The sequence below is a fragment of the Robiginitomaculum antarcticum DSM 21748 genome (genome assembly GCF_000365025.1).
GTDB classification, from domain to species: domain Bacteria; phylum Pseudomonadota; class Alphaproteobacteria; order Caulobacterales; family Maricaulaceae; genus Robiginitomaculum; species Robiginitomaculum antarcticum.
This window is the reverse complement of sequence record NZ_KB823013.1, coordinates 466,908-482,983: the sequence shown is the minus strand read 5'-3', so window position 1 is coordinate 482,983 and position 16,076 is coordinate 466,908. Positions and strand designations below refer to the sequence as shown.

17 protein-coding genes are annotated in these 16,076 nt (G+C 54.0%); 8 read left to right on the top strand and 9 right to left on the bottom strand.

The features are described 5' to 3' along the window. Positions 1-25 precede the first annotated feature (25 nt). Together hemJ and hemE are read right to left on the bottom strand one after the other, a co-directional pair. Positions 26-481 carry a protoporphyrinogen oxidase HemJ gene (hemJ, locus tag H142_RS0111805; protein ID WP_017932350.1) on the bottom strand — a complete coding sequence of 152 codons (456 nt, stop codon included), beginning with the start codon at positions 479-481 and terminating at the stop codon, positions 26-28. After that, on the bottom strand, positions 482-1,504 hold the full coding sequence (gene hemE / locus H142_RS0111800) for a uroporphyrinogen decarboxylase (protein ID WP_026148023.1): 1,023 nt from the start codon (positions 1,502-1,504) through the stop codon (positions 482-484). Positions 1,505-1,947: 443 nt separating this feature from the next. On the opposite strand from hemE, the gene H142_RS0111795 reads away from it, so the two are divergent. Genes H142_RS0111795 through dnaQ form a run of 5 tightly spaced genes read left to right on the top strand, consistent with a single transcriptional unit; the run spans position 1,948 to position 5,527 of the window. Then, positions 1,948-2,778, top strand: coding sequence for a pyruvate, water dikinase regulatory protein (locus tag H142_RS0111795; RefSeq protein WP_017932348.1), 831 nt, complete (start codon positions 1,948-1,950; stop codon positions 2,776-2,778). Then, on the top strand, positions 2,775-3,374 hold the full coding sequence (locus tag H142_RS0111790) for a Maf family protein (protein ID WP_017932347.1): 600 nt from the start codon (positions 2,775-2,777) through the stop codon (positions 3,372-3,374). Before H142_RS0111795 ends, H142_RS0111790 begins: the two co-directional genes overlap by 4 nt. Next, positions 3,371-4,216 (top strand): shikimate dehydrogenase family protein, encoded by an 846-nt coding sequence (locus H142_RS0111785; RefSeq protein ID WP_017932346.1) that lies wholly within the window; start codon positions 3,371-3,373, stop codon positions 4,214-4,216. The genes H142_RS0111790 and H142_RS0111785 overlap by 4 nt, the downstream gene beginning before the upstream one ends. After that, the gene (gene coaE / locus H142_RS0111780; protein WP_017932345.1) at positions 4,213-4,827 is read left to right on the top strand and encodes a dephospho-CoA kinase; all 615 of its coding nucleotides are present in this window, start codon (positions 4,213-4,215) and stop codon (positions 4,825-4,827) included. Before H142_RS0111785 ends, coaE begins: the two co-directional genes overlap by 4 nt. Beyond that, positions 4,811-5,527 (top strand): DNA polymerase III subunit epsilon, encoded by a 717-nt coding sequence (gene dnaQ, locus H142_RS0111775; protein WP_017932344.1) that lies wholly within the window; start codon positions 4,811-4,813, stop codon positions 5,525-5,527. The genes coaE and dnaQ overlap by 17 nt, the downstream gene beginning before the upstream one ends. A 43-nt stretch (positions 5,528-5,570) precedes the next feature. On the opposite strand, the gene H142_RS15630 is transcribed toward dnaQ, so the two are convergent. The 6 genes from H142_RS15630 to secB form a co-directional block, all read right to left on the bottom strand. Further along, entirely contained in the window at positions 5,571-6,410 is an 840-nt protein-coding gene (locus H142_RS15630; protein ID WP_017932343.1) for a mechanosensitive ion channel family protein, read from the bottom strand. A gap of 82 nt (positions 6,411-6,492) precedes the next feature. Further along, positions 6,493-7,557, bottom strand: a complete 1,065-nt coding sequence (holA, locus tag H142_RS0111765) for a DNA polymerase III subunit delta (RefSeq protein ID WP_051048612.1) — start codon at positions 7,555-7,557, stop codon at positions 6,493-6,495. Between the two features lie 5 nt (positions 7,558-7,562). Then, on the bottom strand, positions 7,563-8,063 hold the full coding sequence (lptE, locus tag H142_RS16450) for an LPS assembly lipoprotein LptE (RefSeq protein WP_017932341.1): 501 nt from the start codon (positions 8,061-8,063) through the stop codon (positions 7,563-7,565). Next, on the bottom strand, positions 8,063-10,690 hold the full coding sequence (gene leuS, locus H142_RS0111750; RefSeq protein WP_017932340.1) for a leucine--tRNA ligase: 2,628 nt from the start codon (positions 10,688-10,690) through the stop codon (positions 8,063-8,065). The genes lptE and leuS overlap by 1 nt, the downstream gene beginning before the upstream one ends. A 162-nt stretch (positions 10,691-10,852) precedes the next feature. Then, the gene (locus H142_RS0111745) at positions 10,853-11,311 is read right to left on the bottom strand and encodes a DUF3576 domain-containing protein (RefSeq protein WP_017932339.1); all 459 of its coding nucleotides are present in this window, start codon (positions 11,309-11,311) and stop codon (positions 10,853-10,855) included. 133 nt (positions 11,312-11,444) lie between these two features. Then, a complete protein-coding gene (gene secB, locus H142_RS0111740; protein WP_017932338.1) occupies positions 11,445-12,011 on the bottom strand; it encodes a protein-export chaperone SecB in 567 nt (188 codons plus the stop codon). Between the two features lie 255 nt (positions 12,012-12,266). On the opposite strand from secB, the gene H142_RS16445 reads away from it, so the two are divergent. Genes H142_RS16445 through H142_RS16440 form a run of 3 tightly spaced genes read left to right on the top strand, consistent with a single transcriptional unit; the run spans position 12,267 to position 14,764 of the window. Next, positions 12,267-12,959, top strand: coding sequence for a Tim44/TimA family putative adaptor protein (locus H142_RS16445; protein ID WP_017932337.1), 693 nt, complete (start codon positions 12,267-12,269; stop codon positions 12,957-12,959). Positions 12,960-12,969: 10 nt separating this feature from the next. After that, positions 12,970-14,202: a murein transglycosylase A gene (gene mltA / locus H142_RS15615; protein WP_017932336.1), complete on the top strand. Its 1,233-nt coding sequence runs from the start codon at positions 12,970-12,972 to the stop codon at positions 14,200-14,202. Positions 14,203-14,212: 10 nt separating this feature from the next. Continuing rightward, the gene (locus H142_RS16440) at positions 14,213-14,764 is read left to right on the top strand and encodes a Smr/MutS family protein (RefSeq protein ID WP_017932335.1); all 552 of its coding nucleotides are present in this window, start codon (positions 14,213-14,215) and stop codon (positions 14,762-14,764) included. Between the two features lie 5 nt (positions 14,765-14,769). Here H142_RS16440 and hslU read toward each other — a convergent pair whose 3' ends face one another. Continuing rightward, positions 14,770-16,071 carry an ATP-dependent protease ATPase subunit HslU gene (hslU, locus tag H142_RS0111720; protein WP_017932334.1) on the bottom strand — a complete coding sequence of 434 codons (1,302 nt, stop codon included), beginning with the start codon at positions 16,069-16,071 and terminating at the stop codon, positions 14,770-14,772. Between the last annotated feature and the right edge of the window lie 5 nt (positions 16,072-16,076).

Sequence of the window (16,076 nt, the reverse complement as noted above, 5' to 3'; positions counted from 1 at the left end):
GTTTCGTCAAGTCCGGTCTGCGGCGCTAGAACGGTTCAACGATTGCCATAATCACAATCACTATCGCAGCTATAGACGGAATCTCGTTCAACTTGCGATATGTTTTCTCACTCCGTGGCCGTTCCCCGCGGGCAAATTTTTTGCGGTCAGCACTGAGCATGCCGTGAAACCCAATCAAGCCAAAGACAAAAACTAGCTTCACCCAAAGCCAAGCAGAGCTAAATAGATCCGCATGGCGATAAGCAATCAAAGCCAATCCCAGTACAAAGGCGACAACCATAGCCGGGTTCATGATAATCTTCATCAGCCGCGCTTCAGCAATAAGCATTTGCGCTTCAAGCTCGCCGCCCGGCTTAGCCGTGCTGTGATACACGTAGAATCTCGGCAGGAGCAAAAGCCCCGCCATCCAAAAAATCACGGCTATGACATGAAAGGCTTTCACCCATATAAAGATATCCCATATCAAATTTTCGGTGGCCATTTATCTCTCCCGAATGCGATTAATTACGCCATGGACGCTCTCAATCTTTACGTCCGGCGTCACGCCATGTCCCAGATTGAAAATATGCGGCCCTTGAGCGGCATCGTCAAGCACGCGGTCAACGCCGTCCAGCATAGCCTGCCCGCCCATCCGTAGCAGAAGCGGGTCCAGATTACCCTGAAGGCACAAGCCGTCCCTGACATGGGGCCGCAATGCACCCATAGACGTATCGGTGCCTACGGCCAATCCTTGAAGGTCCAGCGCATTTGAAAATGTGATCATATTCAGCCCCGCCGCGCGCGGAAACCCGATAATTGGCACGGTAATGCCCGCTTCGCGGACCAAATGAATAATTTTGCGCGTTGGCGATATGACCAGAGTCTCAAATTGCGCAGGACTTAGGCCTTGCGCCCAACTCTCAAAAATTTTGAGAACCTGTGTGCCCGCTCTCGCCTGACCTACCAAATATTCTGCAGTGCTCACAGCCAGAGCGTCCAGTAAATCATCCATGGCGTCCGGATTTTCATAGGCAAAGCGTTTGGCCTTTTCCTTATCCGGAGTGCCGCGTCCTTCAATCATATAGGTCGCCACCGTCCAGCATCCGCCCGCAAAGCCGATGAGCGTTTTATCTTCCGGCAAAGCGGCTCTAACTTTGGATACTGTTTCATAAATACTGGAGATGCGGTCCGCTGCGCCGTCAATCGTCAGCTTGGATATACCCTCTACCGTGATCGGCTCCAGCACAGGACCAACACCCTTTTCAAAATGCACAGACCGCCCAAGTCCGATTGGAATGAGCAAGATATCGGCAAAGAGAATAGCGCCGTCGACATCGTAACGCCGTACGGGCTGCAAGGTCGCTTCACTGGCCAGATCAGGCGAAAAACAAAAATCGATAAAGTCTTTGGATTTAGCCCGAGTCGCCAGATATTCCGGCAAGTGCCGACCGGCCTGACGCATAAACCAAATAGGAGGCGTAGGCAGAGTTTCACCCTGCAAAGCTCTAAGTATTAACGGTGTCATATTGAAAAAAGCTCTCGTTTATCGCTCTCCCCTTATCTTATAAATATAAGTAGGGGTAGATGTAGGGCCTGTGACTATGTGCGCAAAGATTAACGCATCTTTACTTGTCTTAAGAAAGGGTGAATTCATATGCCTCTATGCACAGAGGATAAAATAATCCACAGCTTAATAAATCAATGAATAAGTCAAAAAAATGTTGTATTTCAAAGATTATGGTCGGGATAACTCAACAAGATAAAATGTGGATTAGATATTATCCTCTTAATTCCCGACTCTCGACTACATTTCGCTCACAAGTGCAAAAGTTAATGAAAGATTAACGAAGTTATTCGCATAGACAGGTGAGGGCACCCTTCGATAAGTGTTGAGTGCACAGTCCCGACCCTGCTATGCACAGGCAGACACTCTTTATGCCCCGTCTATGAACAGGATATCCCGAGAATTTGAAATCTCAAACCGACATATCGATCTATTTCCATGTTCATCTTGTTTCCGACTCGACCGGTGAAACGTTGGTTGCTGTGATGAAAGCGTCGACCGCGCAATTTGTCCATGCCACAGCGCTGGAGCATCTACACGCGCTGGTGCGAACGCCGGCGCAAATGGAGCGTACATTGGAACAGATCGAAGCCCGTCCTGGGATCGTGCTCTATACACTCGTTAATGATGAAAATCGCCACCGGCTTGAGCAGCGCTGTGCGGAGCTCAATATGCAGGCCGTGTCTATTTTAGACCCAACTTTAGCTACTTTGGGCAGGTATCTTGGTGAAGCTATGTCTTCAGAGGTTGGGGCGCAGCGTCATCTGGACGAGCAATATTATGACCGCATCAAGGCCCTGGATTTTGCCATGGCTCATGATGACGGACAAAATGTTGCCGGTCTTAAAGACGCAGACGTTATCTTGCTCGGCGTTTCGCGGACGTCAAAAACGCCGACCTGTATTTATCTAGCCAACCGAGGAATTAAAGCCGGAAATATTCCGCTCGTGCCCGGCGCGACATTACCCAAAGATGTGATAAGCTTTAAAAAGCCGCTAATAGTTGGACTTGTTGCCCGGCCCGAACGCATAGCAGAGATACGCGAGCAGCGCCTGGCTAGCCTGAATGAAACCAAAGCGAGTGCTTATGCGAATGAGATTAGTGTGCGCGACGAAATGTTAAAATCCAAGCGGCTCTTTGCGAAACACCGCTGGCCGACAGTGGATGTGTCGCGCCGCTCTATCGAGGAAACCGCCGCGCGGATTATCAATATTTATCAGGAACACAAACGATGAATGTGCCGTCTATTACTCTGGCCTCGGGCAGCGTAATACGCCGCCGGATTCTAAATGATGCGGGCGTGACATTTGAGGTCATTACAAAACCTGTTGACGAAGCCGCAATTAAGACTGCGATGCTGGCTGAGGGTGCAAGATTGCGCGATATCGCCGACGCTTTAGCCGAAGCCAAATCTGTACGGGTGTCGCGCAATCAAGACGGCTTGGTTATTGGGGCAGACCAGATTATGGTGTTTGAAGACAGGCTTTATGACAAACCTCAAACATTGGACGAGGCGCGGGCGCGCTTGCTGGCTCTGCGCGGCAAAACGCATTACCTTATCGGTGCCGCCGTTATAAGTGAGAACGGATCTGCTGTATGGCGTCATATATCAAAAACAAAACTCACCATGCGTGATTTTAGCGACAGTTTTTTAGACGGCTATCTCGAGGCCGGCGGAGAGGATCTGCTGACCTCAGTCGGCGCTTATAAATTCGAAGGTCTTGGCGCGCAGCTTTTCTCAGCTGTTGACGGAGATTTCTTCTCCATTCTCGGCCTCTCGCTCCTGCCCGTTTTGGATTATCTACGCATACGCGGCGCAATTGCATCATGACCCGTCCTATAGCCCAAATCGCCGGCGTTGCGGGATGGCCAATCCATCAATCGCTCTCGCCTATGCTACATAGTTTTTGGCTCCGGAAAACGCGGCTAAACGGGGCCTATATCCCCTTTGCCGTTCACCCCGATGAGGCCTTGCGGGCTTTTAAAACATTAAAACGTACGACGCTGACCGGGCTCAATGTTACGGCGCCGCTTAAACAACTCGCCTATGAGGCTGCCGACGTCATGACAGCCGATGCACGGCGACTGGGCGTCGCTAATGTGCTGTACAAACGCGGCGGCAAATTAGTGGCCCATAATACGGACATGCAAGGCTTTGCCGCGCCGCTTCTCTCTCGGGGTCTTCATGGGCATTTGTCCAGCGCGCCCGCAGCGGTCATCGGCGCCGGCGGCGCCTCGCGCGCCGTCATAGCGGCGCTGATGTCTTTATCCGTGCCGGAAATACGGCTGACTAACCGTACAGATAGCCGCGCGGTACAGCTCGCCGACCAGCTTTCTGTGCCCAGTCTTTATGCGGTGCCGTGGGCGGATCGTAATGAGGCTCTGCGCGGGGCGGGGCTTATTATCAATGCGTCCAGCGCCGGAATGGTGGGCAAATCGCGATTGGATATTAATGTGGCTTACGCGCCGGAGACAGCCTGGGTTTATGATCTGGTTTATAACCCGACTGAGACGCGGCTGCTCAAAGCCGCGGCGCGTAGAGGGCTGCAGACATTGGGGGGACTCGATATGTTGATTGCGCAGGCCCGTCCCAGCTTTAAAGCTTTTTTCGGTATAGATGCGCCGCCGGATGATCCAACCCCGCTCTTGCTTAACCTGCTTAAAAACCCATGATTACCGTAGGGCTGACAGGCTCAATCGGAATGGGCAAGACAGTAACAGCGAAAATGTTTCAGGCCTGCGGCGCGGCGGTTTTTAATGCCGATGTAGCCGTCCATGCTTTATATGCGCGCGGCGGCGCGGCTGTGCCGATATTGCGCGCCGGACTGCCGGACACTATAGTTAACGGCGCCGTAGACCGCGCAAAACTATCCGAAGCTTTGGCGCAAAACCCGCTTTTATTCGGCGTACTTGAATCCTTTATTCATCCCCTTGTGGCGCAAATGCGCGCCGCGGCGATGGCGGATGCCAAATCGCGCGGGGTTAAAATATTTATCGATGACGTGCCGCTCTTATTTGAAACGGGCGGCGATAAACGCGTGGACAAAACGGTTGTTGTGACAGCGCCCTATGCTGTGCAGCGTGACCGTGTTCTGGCCCGTCCGAATATGAGCGAGGATAAATTTAAGTCTATTTTAGCGCGCCAAATGCCGGATGCAGAGAAACGCCGACGCGCGAATTTTGTGGTTAACTCCGGCGCGGGTCTGGATGCGGCGCGCGAACAGGTTGAAAAAATTGTCGCGCAGCTACTGGCCGCGGGAGAGACACATGACACGACGCGCTAAAAACCCCGGACGCGAAATCGTCTTTGATACAGAGACAACCGGATTTGACGCCAAGGGTGAGGACCGCATTACAGAGATCGGGTGCATCGAGCTTATCGACTATCTGCCAACCGGAAAAAGCTTTCACCGCTATTGTGACCCCTTGCGGGAAGTTCCTGAACGCGTCGTTGAAATTACCGGGCTGACGACAGAATTTCTGAGTGGAAAACCGCTATTTAAGGACGTGGCGCAGGACTTTCTTGATTTTATTGGCGAAGCACCGCTGATCGCCCATAATTCTGATTTTGACCGTGGCTTCGTCAATGCAGAACTTGGCCGCGCCGGATTTAGCCAAATCCCGACGCCGCGTTTCGTCGATACGCTAAAAATGGCGCGGGCAAAGTTCCCGGGCTCGCCCGCTACGCTTGATGCATTGTGCAAGCGTTTTGATATTTCACTGGCCAGCCGCGATAAACATGGCGCAATTACCGACTCCATCCTTCTGGCCGAAGTTTATTTGGAGTTGTCAGGCGGCCGCGCGCGGCGTCTTGGTCTGGATGATTTTGGGAGTAAACCTCTTCAAGACACAGGCCGCCGCGCTGCGCCGCAACGTCCCGCGCCCTTGCCTCTATGCGTGACGCATGCTGAAAAAACCGCTCATGAGGCCTTTATTGAGTCGCTCGGTGATAGCTCAATTTGGCGTAAATTCCGCCGGATTTAGAATAGCTTCTCATCCCGCATCTGATAAGCCTCGATATCAATATTTAGGATTTAGCCTGATGCACAACGCGCTGCGGGAACGGTATTTCGATATTGGCCTGATCCAGCGCCTGTTTGACTTTTATCCGGATGTCGGAGGTGTTTTTAAGCCAGTCCGCCGGGCCCATCATACAGCGCGCGGAGAGATTGATGGCGCTGTCGCCAAAACTCATCACATGGCATTCCGGCAACGTTGGAAAATCCAGGACCCGCGTATCCGCGGCCATCGTCGCGATGATTAAATCCCGCGCGGCTTCCAAGTCGGTGTCATAAGCGACGCCGATATCCATGATAAGCTTGCGCTCCGTATGGCGGGCAAAATTCTGGATCCGGTTTTTCCAGACTTCGGAGTTAGGGACAAAAACAAAGACGCCTTCAATATTTTTGAACGTCGTCTGGAACAGGCCGATCTCGTCAACAGTGCCGACCACAGTCGTGGTATCGACATATTCACCGACGCGTAGCGGCTGTAAAAACAGCATCATAACGCCCGAGGCAATATTGGATAATGTGCCTTGCAGAGCCAGACCGATAGCGAGCGCCGCGCCGCCGAAGGCCGCGAGCAAAGGCGCGCTGTCAATATTGAGACTGCGCAGCGCCGCATAAATAGCTGCCAGGAAAACGACATAGCCGACAACGCTGGCCAGAACCGGACGCATCGTGCTGGCTGTCGATGGGTTTAAACGGGAGAATTTACGCGTTCTGACCCAGCGGCGGGAAAACTTTGCGATCAGCCATCCAGCCGTGAGAATTATGACGGCGCTGACAATCGGTGTTACGAACAGGAAAAATTGATCCAATTCCAGACCATGTGCGTTCAGCCACTCACGTAAATTCTCAATCATAAAATTTCTCAAAATATGGTTTTGCGTTTGATAACGATAAGGCCGGATTATTCAAGACGTTGTGGCTGGCCAATAACAGGGTCTACCGGGCGCGCCGCGCCGCCTGCATGGATAGCGCGAGAATAAAGCGTCCGGTCAGGCTTGCAGCAGGAGAGCCGGCTGTTTTCACCGCGCGGTCAGTCTCGAGAGATTGGGCGAGCACTTTTGACAATGCGCCGGCGGGCCAGAGCCGCATTTGCCGTTCAAAATCGCGTTGCCGCATAGCAAAGACCGGCGGACGAAGGCTGCGCATGGCCTCGCTTGCGCTGCGGCCCGTATCCATCGCCAAGACAGCAGCATGAAGCCGGGTCAAATGCCGCTGCAAACTGCGTAAAATCATGGCGGGGTTCATATTGGCGTCAATGGCGCGGGCATAGGCATTGTCAGCGAGACCAACCTGCCCGCTACAAGCGGGGTAAATGATATCGTCCAGTGACGCGCCCTGCGCGCCTGCGGCCAGAACCTCAATGTCGTCAACCGTAACGCTCTCGCCTTCACTGGCCCCATAACCCTTATAAAGCGCCATTTTGTCGATTTCACCTTTAGCCAGCGCGCTATTGCCTTCGAGCAAAGGCAGCCATGCCGCCAGTGCGTCGCGGCCAATGCCGACGCCATGCTCTCCGGCTGCGCCCAATCCGTCACGCACCATATTCTCCAAATCACGCGCGCTGGGCTCATAGCAAGGAATTGCCGCGAAATGCCCTGCGGCTTCAAAGGCCTTACGCGTCGCGCTGCGCGACTGCATATCCCCGGCCTCTATGATCAGCCGCGCGGCAATAATTTCCGGGTTGGTATCCAGATGTTTAATCAGCTTTGACAGCGCCCCGCCTTGACGTTCATGGTCCAGTCGCACGCGGATAAGCCGCGTATCGCCAAACATACTGAGCGCGCTCATCTCATCGGAAAGCTTGCCGAAGTCAGAGGACAGATCATCAGCGGTCAGAACGGTCTGGCCAAAGGCTTCGTCCGCATCCGGGACAAAGGCTTTAGCCAGTGCGGCACTGCGTTCATGGACAAGGCCGCGGTCAGGACCGTAAAGCAGCGCGCCAAACACATCTGAATTTGGTGAAGCGCAGAATTTATCCGCCCGTGATCCGGTCAGCTTCACAGTATTTATTGCCGTTTAAAATAAGTCGCGACATCAAACAAAAGACGGTCAGCCGCTTCGCGCGCCACGCGCTTTTCTGCATTATTTTGCGCTGCAATTGAGCCGTAAGGGTCGCCGGGAGCGCCAAATGTTGAAATGGCGCTGACACTGCCTGTATCCAAAACATCGCCGGTTTTCGTCTCCAACAAACGGTAATTGACAGTCAGACGAAGATCGAAACGCCCCGCCACATCATCTTGGCGCACGCCAATAGATGAACGCTGTATTTTCGATGTCAGGCTGAGTGTATAGGGGCTGCTGCCTGATGGCGTGCCCATGCTGTCGATCAGGGATTGGCGAAGCAGGAATTCAATCTTGTCACCCGTCGCGCCGCGCGCGTCTGTCTCGACAAAATCCAAATACATATTTTGTGTTGGCATGACGCCAAGCGGACTTGGTGCATGCAATGGCGTAAACCCGCAAGCGGAAACAATCAGAGCCGCAGCAATAAGAATAATGTGTTTCATTAGTTGGCCACTATATTGATAATCCGCCCGGGAACAACAATGACTTTGCGTATGGTCAGGCCTTCAAGCGATTTTTGTGTCCGCTCATCCGCCATAGCCGCCGCCTCAACGCCGCCTTTGTCCAAATTGGCCGCAACCTCGATTTCGCTGCGGCGCTTGCCGTTGACTTGCACGGGCAATGTAACGGTATCTTCGGTCAGAAGGTCAAGATCGGCGACGGGCCATGGCGCGTGATAACACAGACCCTCTCCGCCAATATTGGCCCAGCATTCTTCGGCCAGATGCGGCATAAAAGGTGCAATCGCGCGGATCAAAATCCCCAGCGCTTCCAGCCGCGCGGCGTCATCGCCTTTATATTTTGTCAGCGCATTAGTCAGTTCATAAATTTGCGCCACGGAAGTATTGAACCGAAAGGATTCAATGCCTGAGGTGATATTGTCGATGGCTTTATGCGCCACTTTGCGAAGCTCCAGCGCCTCGCCTGTGGCGTCATGAGCGGGCGTCACCGGATTGCCGTCAAACGCCGTGCCTGTGACCAAAGTCCAGACTTTGCCGGAGAACCGCCACGCGCCGACAACACCGGATTCTGTCCATTCGAAATCACGCGCAGGCGGACTGTCAGACAGCACGAACCAGCGGGCGACATCCGCGCCGTAATCGGCAATTATATCTTCGGGGTCGATGGTGTTTTTTTTCGACTTGGACATTTTAATGACGTCACCTTTGGTAACTGTCTTGCCCGTATCGATGGTCAAAAGCGTCCCGTCTTTATCGTCGACATTGGCGGGTTCGATATAGGCGCCGTCCTCGTCTTGATAGACCGCGTGGGTGACCATGCCCTGGGTGAACAGTCCGGCAAAGGGCTCCCCGCTGGGCAGATCCAACAGCCCGCAATCGCGCAGCCCGCGCGTGAAAAAACGCGCATATAAAAGATGCAGCACGGCATGTTCAACGCCGCCAATATATTGATCGACGGGCAGCCAATTTGACGCCTCAACCTTATCAAAGGGACGGTCATCCGTATTGCCGCCCGCAAAGCGCGCGAAATACCAAGATGAGTCTGCAAAGGTATCCAGCGTATCGGTTTCGCGGCGGGCGGGCTTGCCACATGTTGGACATGGCACGTTTTTCCATGTCGGGTGATGATCCAACGGATTACCGGGCTTATCAAAGCTCACATCATCAGGCAGCTCGACAGGAAGGTCGCCTTCGGGGACGGGAACCGCGCCGCAATCTTTGCAGTAGATAATTGGAATCGGGCATCCCCAATAGCGTTGCCGCGAGACGCCCCAATCGCGCAGACGGTATTGCACTGTGCCGTGGCCGAGGCCCATCTCTTCAATTTTTGCTGTGGCAGCTTTTATACCTTCATCTTTGGACAGGCCGTCCAGGAAACCGGAATTATATATTGTGCCCTCGCCTGTATAGGCTTCCGTTCCGACATCATAGCTGGCCGCGTCTTCGCCTTCGGGCAAAACGACGGCGAGCACAGGCAAACCGTATTTACGCGAAAAATCAAGGTCGCGTTGGTCATGGGCAGGACAGCCAAAAATTGCGCCTGTGCCATACCCCATTAGGACAAAATTCGCGATCCAGACTGGAAGCTCTTTGCCCGTGAAAGGGTGTTTAACTTTCAGGCCAGTATCAAAACCCAATTTTGGCGCGGTCGCTATCGCTTCTTCTGTCGTCCCGATCTGGCCGCATTTAATGCGGAAATTTTTTATTTCAGAATTGCTTTTGGCCATATTTTTGATGATTGGGTGATCGGCAGATAAGGCAATAAAGCTTGCGCCGAACAAAGTGTCTGGTCGCGTCGTGTAAATTTCGATGCCGTCGTAGGATGCATCTTCGTCTTTAAAAACTCTATCAAAAGCCATTTTATCAAGTGTTTTACGCGCGTCTACTGATTGCGTCTCTGCCCACTCAAACCGCATATTCAAACCTTCAGACCGTCCAATCCAATTGGCTTGCATGGTGCGGACTTTTTCGGGCCAGCGGTCGAGCGTGTCGAGGCCTTCCAAAAGCTCCTGCGCGTAATGGGTGATTTTAAACACCCATTGGTTCATCTCGCGCTGCTCAATAGTCGCCCCGCTGCGCCAGCCTTTGCCGTCAACGACCTGCTCATTGGCGAGGACAGAGTTCTCAACCGGGTCCCAATTCACTTTGGATTTTTTACGGTAAACCAAACCCTGTTTCATAAAGGCGAGGAAAATGGCTTGCTGCTGATTGTAATACCCAACGTCGCAGGTCGCAAATTCGCGTGTCCAATCCAGCGCAAAGCCAAGCCGTTTCATCGGCGCGCGCATCGCCGCGATATTATCATAGGTCCATCCCTTGGGATGAACGCCTTTATCGCGCGCGGCGTTCTCTGCGGGCATCCCAAAAGCGTCCCAGCCCATGGGATGCAAAACGCGGTAACCGCTGGCCGCTTTATAGCGCGCAATCACGTCGCCCATGGCGTAATTGCGCACATGGCCCATATGGATGCGCCCGCTGGGGTAAGGAAACATTTCCAGCGCGTAATAGCCCGGCTTTCTGGCGTCCATCGCGTCGGCGTCAAACGCTTTGGCGGCTTCCCAGGCGGCCTGCCATTTCGGCTCTGCATCGGCGGGGTTATAACGGCTCATAATTTTTCGCTCACGGCATAATTTCAAGCCTGCTGTATAACAGAGCGTCGCACACTGGCTAGGGCCATTGGCGGCATAAATTAGAGCGATGCTATCAGTAGACTAAAGCTAACAAAAAACCCGCCACGGGGACGGGTCTTTCAATCAAAGGTTTCGGCAGCGCTAATTGCTGGCGATATAAAGCTCGCGCGCGCGAGTCAGGATCGCATTTTCAATCGTGCGGCCTGTGTCAGCATCAACGGGAGCGTCCTGCCAGCCATTCGCGCCTTGAACCTGTTTGAACACGCCCACTTTAAGCGCGTCGGCGCGAAGCTGTGTGTCCAAAATATAGACATTGACCTTGAGGCGCTCTTGCGGCGCTTCAGGGTTGGAATACCACTCGGTTAGGATAACACCGCCAAACGGGTCGATATCGCTCATCGGCATAAAGTTAAGCGTTTCCAGAGAGGCGCGCCACAAATAGGAGTTTACGCCAATTTTCGGAGCCGGCATATTGCGCTGCGTCGCTTCGACCTTATTGCGTTTAAACGGGTTTTTGCTGAGCAGACCGTTATTGGCGCAGCCAGCCAGCAAAACGGTTGTTAGGCCTAGTACGGCAAATTTAGTCAGATGCGATCTCATGAGAGGTCCTGTATGTCATGTGGCGGGCGCGGCCCGCAAAGTGATTTGAACGCTTATAGCACTCTGTTACGCCCCCGCCAGTCCCCATGCGTGTAAATATGGACAGGTTACAGGTGAGGCGCGCGGCGTGATATTAGTTTAAAACGGGCTCAGCAGCTGCGCCGTTTTGGCCTCCGCGCTGTTGTTGATAAAGCTGCGCAAAGTCGATCGGATCAAGCATGAGCGGCGGGAAGCCGCCTTGCTGTGTGAGCGATGATAGAAGCTGGCGTATGAATGGGAACAGGATGCGGGGGCATTCTACCAGCATAACGCCTTCTATCTGCTCAACAGGGATGTTGGCAAAGGCAAATAGGCCCGCATATTCGATTTCGCAGATGAAGGCGATGTCATTGCCGCGTTTCGCGGTGGCAGTGACAAAGATAGCGACTTCGGCGGTGTTGTCGTCCTTTGGGGCGCCTTTGACTTCAACATTGAGATCAATGCCCGGCGCGGGAAGGTCAGCGCGAAGGCTTTCCGGTGCGCCCGGATTTTCAAAACTGGCATCTTTAACATATTGCGCCAAAACACGCAGCATAGGCGCGTCGATTCCAGCCTGCAGTTCGAGCTCAGGGGCTGCGTCAGGGGTCGCTTTCGGAGCTTTTTTTGAAGGCTTTGCGGCCTTTGGCGCATCAGTTTTGGATTTTGCGGGTTTCTTAGCCATTAAATCTCTCTTTTGTCAGGATCCGGTTTATCGGAAAGGTGCGTGTCAGGGTCGGCGGCCCGCCGGGCAGCCTGTAAATTTCGTGATGCGCCTAACATGGGTATGGGGGCCGCGCAATGCCAGTGCCGCATGCGCAAATGAGTTCAGAGACTACTGCCCGCGATAACTTGAAGTTAAGTTTAAATACGTTACCTAAGAGGGGAGAGCGCCGGACTTAACCGGCCCGCTTATAAATACGCCGCGCACGGAGCCTGCATGACCGAATTGATGATTTACGCCGCTATCGCCTTCGCTGTCTGCGCGATGCTGTATGCTGTTTTGGGCAAACAAGTCGGCGAGTCCCCGGACAAGAAATTTCTTGATGACGCCTTTGGCGAAGGTTCCGGCCAGGATCAAAACGCTGCTGCGGACGAGCAGGCTCAAACCGCCGCTATATATGGCGGCCCTGCAGGCGCAGGCCTGACTGAAATAGCCAAGGGCGATGGCGGGTTTAACGAAGCTCAATTTATGGATGGCGCGAAAGCGGCCTATTCTATGATCTTGGAGTATTACGCGGACGGCAATACGGATGAGCTTCGCCCGCTTTTGACGCTGGAGGTTTATGACGCCTATGCCGCCGGGATCAGTGATCGCGAGGCGCAGGGCTTCACCCAGACGACGGATATGGCCCGCCTCATCAGCGCTGATATCGTCGCCGCGAGCAGAGACGGCAATATCGGACGGATCGATATCCGCTATGTTGCCGAACTGGCCAGCGCACTGATGGACGCGGACGGCACAATTGTCGAAGGTGATCTGGATATTCTCAGCCAGGTTGACGAGGTCTGGAGCTTTGAACGCGAATTGGGCCAAGATGATCCGTCATGGAAACTGGCCGGAGTCGAGGAACAGGGTGAGGATACCCTGGGCAGCGCGCCGGACATTCCCGCCAATAAACGCCCGTCATAGGCTAAGTATTATGACTGCCTTTCGCTTGCTCATGATCGTTCTGCTTGCCGGGTTGCTTCCCGCCTGCGCACATAATGCCGGTAAAAAACCCGCCGATGTTGTTTTGGTAAGCAAAGGCGGCGAAGTCGTTTATGATCCGGTATTGCGCGATGAGACACTGCCGGACAAAGAGGGCTCCACCCCTGTTCCGGGCAAGGAAGCCATATTGGATATTCCTGTTCCGACCGGATATGCGGGGCTCATTAGCTGGCGCGCCTCTGACGCGCTACCGGCTTTGAAGTCATTTCGTCAGAGCTGCATCAAATTCTCAAGCCGTGATCCTGAAGCTTATTTAAAGACATCCTTGCCGCAATATGGCCAGTACCGGGATTGGGAAGCGGCGTGTTTTTCGGCTGATTATATTCAGGATGACAATGCCAGCGCGCAAAAGTTTTTTGAAAGCTATTTTCTCCCTGTCGCTGTAGTCACAGGGCCGGATACGAAAACAGGCCTTTTGACGGGATATTACGAACCGGAGATTGAGGTGCGCCGCCGTCCGGACAGCGTATATTCAGAGCCTATTCTGGGCCCGCCTTATAAGAAAAAAGACCGTAAATTGGGGCGAAAAAACATTTCGCCTTCTATTGCGCCGGTCATTGCCTATGGCCGCCCGATCGATGTGTTTTTTATGCAAATTCAAGGCTCGGGCCAAATTGCGTTCAGAGATGGCTCGCGCAAGCGCGCCGCCTTTGCCGCGCATAATAGTCAAAAATATAAATCCATTGGCACGGCGCTAATACGGCGCGGGGCTATGACCAAAGACCAGGCGTCTAAGCAATCTATCGAATCGTGGATGGCTAAAAACGGTCCGCAAGCGACGCGCGATTTAATGAATGAAAATCCGCGCTATGTGTTTTTTAATATCGAGGATGTGCCCAAAGGCGAAGGACCAAAAGGCGCGATGGGCGTGCCGCTCACGCCCGTAGGCTCAGTGGCAATTGACCCGCGCTACCATCCTTATGGCGCGCTAATTTGGCTGGATACAACTTTGCCTCAAAGCGGCGGGGATTACACGGGCCAAGACGCGGGCCTGCTGGTCAGCGCGCAGGATACGGGCGGCGCAATCAAGGGCCCGATGCGCGGCGATCTGTTTTTCGGTTCAGGTTTTGACGCTGGAGATCGCGCCGGCGTAATGAAACATGATACGCGCTTTACGATCTTCCTGCCTATTGCTCTGGCCTTGCAGCTACAGCCCCTGTCTTAACGCTACTCCTGTGGCGAAACGCAAAACTCCGCTGACTTCCGAGGACGCGCAAATCTGGCGACGGGTCGCGAAAACCGTTCGGCTCGCCCCGGATAAAATCCTGCCTGATGTGGCCGACTTACCGGGCGGTGATGTAAATCCGTCGGGACAAACCAAATTACCCTCAAAACGCAAACCGAAAATTAGAGCGCCCTATACCGCGCCGCAGGCTTACGTTGCGCCATCTTTAAAGCCGCTTGATCAGGCTCTGGACCGCAAGACGCGGCGCGGTAAAATCTCGGTCGATATGAAAATCGATCTTCATGATCTTACGCAGGATGAGGCGCTTGCCGCATTGGTTCAAGGCCTAGGCCGCGCCCGCGCGCGGCGCGCCAAATGCGTTTTGGTCGTGACCGGAAAAGGCAGCGTCACATCGGGCGGTGTACTGCGCCGCCGCTTGCCGGAATGGCTGGCGCGCGCCGATATCCGGCCTATGATCGCGCGCTATGCGCCCGCTCATATCCGCCATGGCGGCAGCGGTGCGTGGTATGTCTATTTAAAATCCAACGCTGCGCAGCGCTAGTCGCGCTAGAGAATGAATTTGGACAGATCAGTATCGCCGGCCAAAGCTTCGACTTTGTCACGGACATAATCCGCGTCGATAATGACGGTCTCGCCGTCCCGGTCAGAAGCCGAGTAGCTGACTTCGTCAAGCAGACGCTCCATTACCGTATGTAGGCGCCGCGCGCCGATATTTTCAACCGTCGCATTGATCTGCGCGGACAGACGGGCAATTTCGGCAATGCCGTCATCCGTGAAATCCAGCGTCAGACCTTCGGTTAACATCAGAGCGACATATTGTTTGATCAAGCTGGCTTGCGGCTCTTTGAGTATCCGCACGAAATCTTCTTCGGTCAACGCGCGCAGCTCTACCCGGATCGGCAGGCGGCCTTGCAGTTCAGGCAAAAGGTCTGAGGGTTTGGCGATATGAAAAGCGCCGCTCGCAATAAAGAGTATATGGTCGGTTTTGACGGGGCCGTGTTTCGTGGCAACCGTCGTGCCTTCAATCAGCGGAAGCAAATCGCGCTGCACGCCTTCGCGCGATACGCCCGCGCCGCGCGCATCGGACCGCGTGGTAATTTTATCAATCTCGTCCAGAAAGACGATGCCGTCATTTTCCGCGCGCTCCAGCGCTTCGCGCTTAATGCCGTCATCATCCAGTAGCTTATCGGATTCTTCGGCCAGAAGCGGTGCATAGGCATCGCCGATTTTCATCTTCACAGTTTTTGTTGGCCGCGCGCCTTTCCCGAACAAGCTGCCCAGATCGATCATTCCCATGGATGCCCCGGGCTGTCCGGGGATGTCGAATTGCGGCATGGAGGGCGCGTCTTCGAGTTTTAGCTCCACCTCTGTGTCGTCCATTTCACCATTTCGCAGGCGCGAGCGGAATTTGGCGCGGGTGGCCTCGCCGGCGGTGTCGCCAACCAGCGCGTCAATGATGCGGTCTTCGGCATTTTGCTCGGCCTGCGCCCGTACATCTTCGCGGCGCAGCTCGCGCGTCATGGCGATAGAGGCCTCGACCAAATCACGCACGATCTGCTCGACATCGCGGCCGACATAACCCACTTCGGTAAATTTTGTCGCTTCAATCTTGATAAAGGGCGCATTGGCCAGCTTTGCGAGGCGGCGGGATATTTCGGTTTTGCCGACACCCGTTGGCCCGATCAGGAGGATATTTTTCGGCGTAATTTCATCGCGTAGCTCTACAGGCACGCGGCGGCGGCGCCATCGTCCGCGCAGGGCAATCGCGACAGCGCGCTTGGCGTCGCTCTGGGCGATAATATGCTTGTCCAGTTCAGAAACAATTTCGCGGGGGGAAAAATCAGTCATGCAAA

Excerpts from the sequence above, each read along its gene's own strand:
- leuS (WP_017932340.1), bottom strand. The coding sequence starts at position 10,690 with ATGAGCCGTTATAACCCCGCCGATGCAGAGCCGAAATGGCAGGCCGCC.
- lptE (WP_017932341.1), bottom strand. The coding sequence starts at position 8,063 with ATGAAACACATTATTCTTATTGCTGCGGCTCTGATTGTTTCCGCTTGC.
- dnaQ (WP_017932344.1), top strand. The coding sequence starts at position 4,811 with ATGACACGACGCGCTAAAAACCCCGGACGCGAAATCGTCTTTGATACA.
- H142_RS0111785 (WP_017932346.1), top strand. The coding sequence starts at position 3,371 with ATGACCCGTCCTATAGCCCAAATCGCCGGCGTTGCGGGATGGCCAATC.
- H142_RS0111790 (WP_017932347.1), top strand. The coding sequence starts at position 2,775 with ATGAATGTGCCGTCTATTACTCTGGCCTCGGGCAGCGTAATACGCCGC.
- secB (WP_017932338.1), bottom strand. The coding sequence starts at position 12,011 with ATGGCTAAGAAACCCGCAAAATCCAAAACTGATGCGCCAAAGGCCGCA.
- H142_RS0111745 (WP_017932339.1), bottom strand. The coding sequence starts at position 11,311 with ATGAGATCGCATCTGACTAAATTTGCCGTACTAGGCCTAACAACCGTT.
- H142_RS16445 (WP_017932337.1), top strand. The coding sequence starts at position 12,267 with ATGACCGAATTGATGATTTACGCCGCTATCGCCTTCGCTGTCTGCGCG.
- hslU (WP_017932334.1), bottom strand. The coding sequence starts at position 16,071 with ATGACTGATTTTTCCCCCCGCGAAATTGTTTCTGAACTGGACAAGCAT.
- hemE (WP_026148023.1), bottom strand. The coding sequence starts at position 1,504 with ATGACACCGTTAATACTTAGAGCTTTGCAGGGTGAAACTCTGCCTACG.
- mltA (WP_017932336.1), top strand. The coding sequence starts at position 12,970 with ATGACTGCCTTTCGCTTGCTCATGATCGTTCTGCTTGCCGGGTTGCTT.
- H142_RS15630 (WP_017932343.1), bottom strand. The coding sequence starts at position 6,410 with ATGATTGAGAATTTACGTGAGTGGCTGAACGCACATGGTCTGGAATTG.
- hemJ (WP_017932350.1), bottom strand. The coding sequence starts at position 481 with ATGGCCACCGAAAATTTGATATGGGATATCTTTATATGGGTGAAAGCC.
- coaE (WP_017932345.1), top strand. The coding sequence starts at position 4,213 with ATGATTACCGTAGGGCTGACAGGCTCAATCGGAATGGGCAAGACAGTA.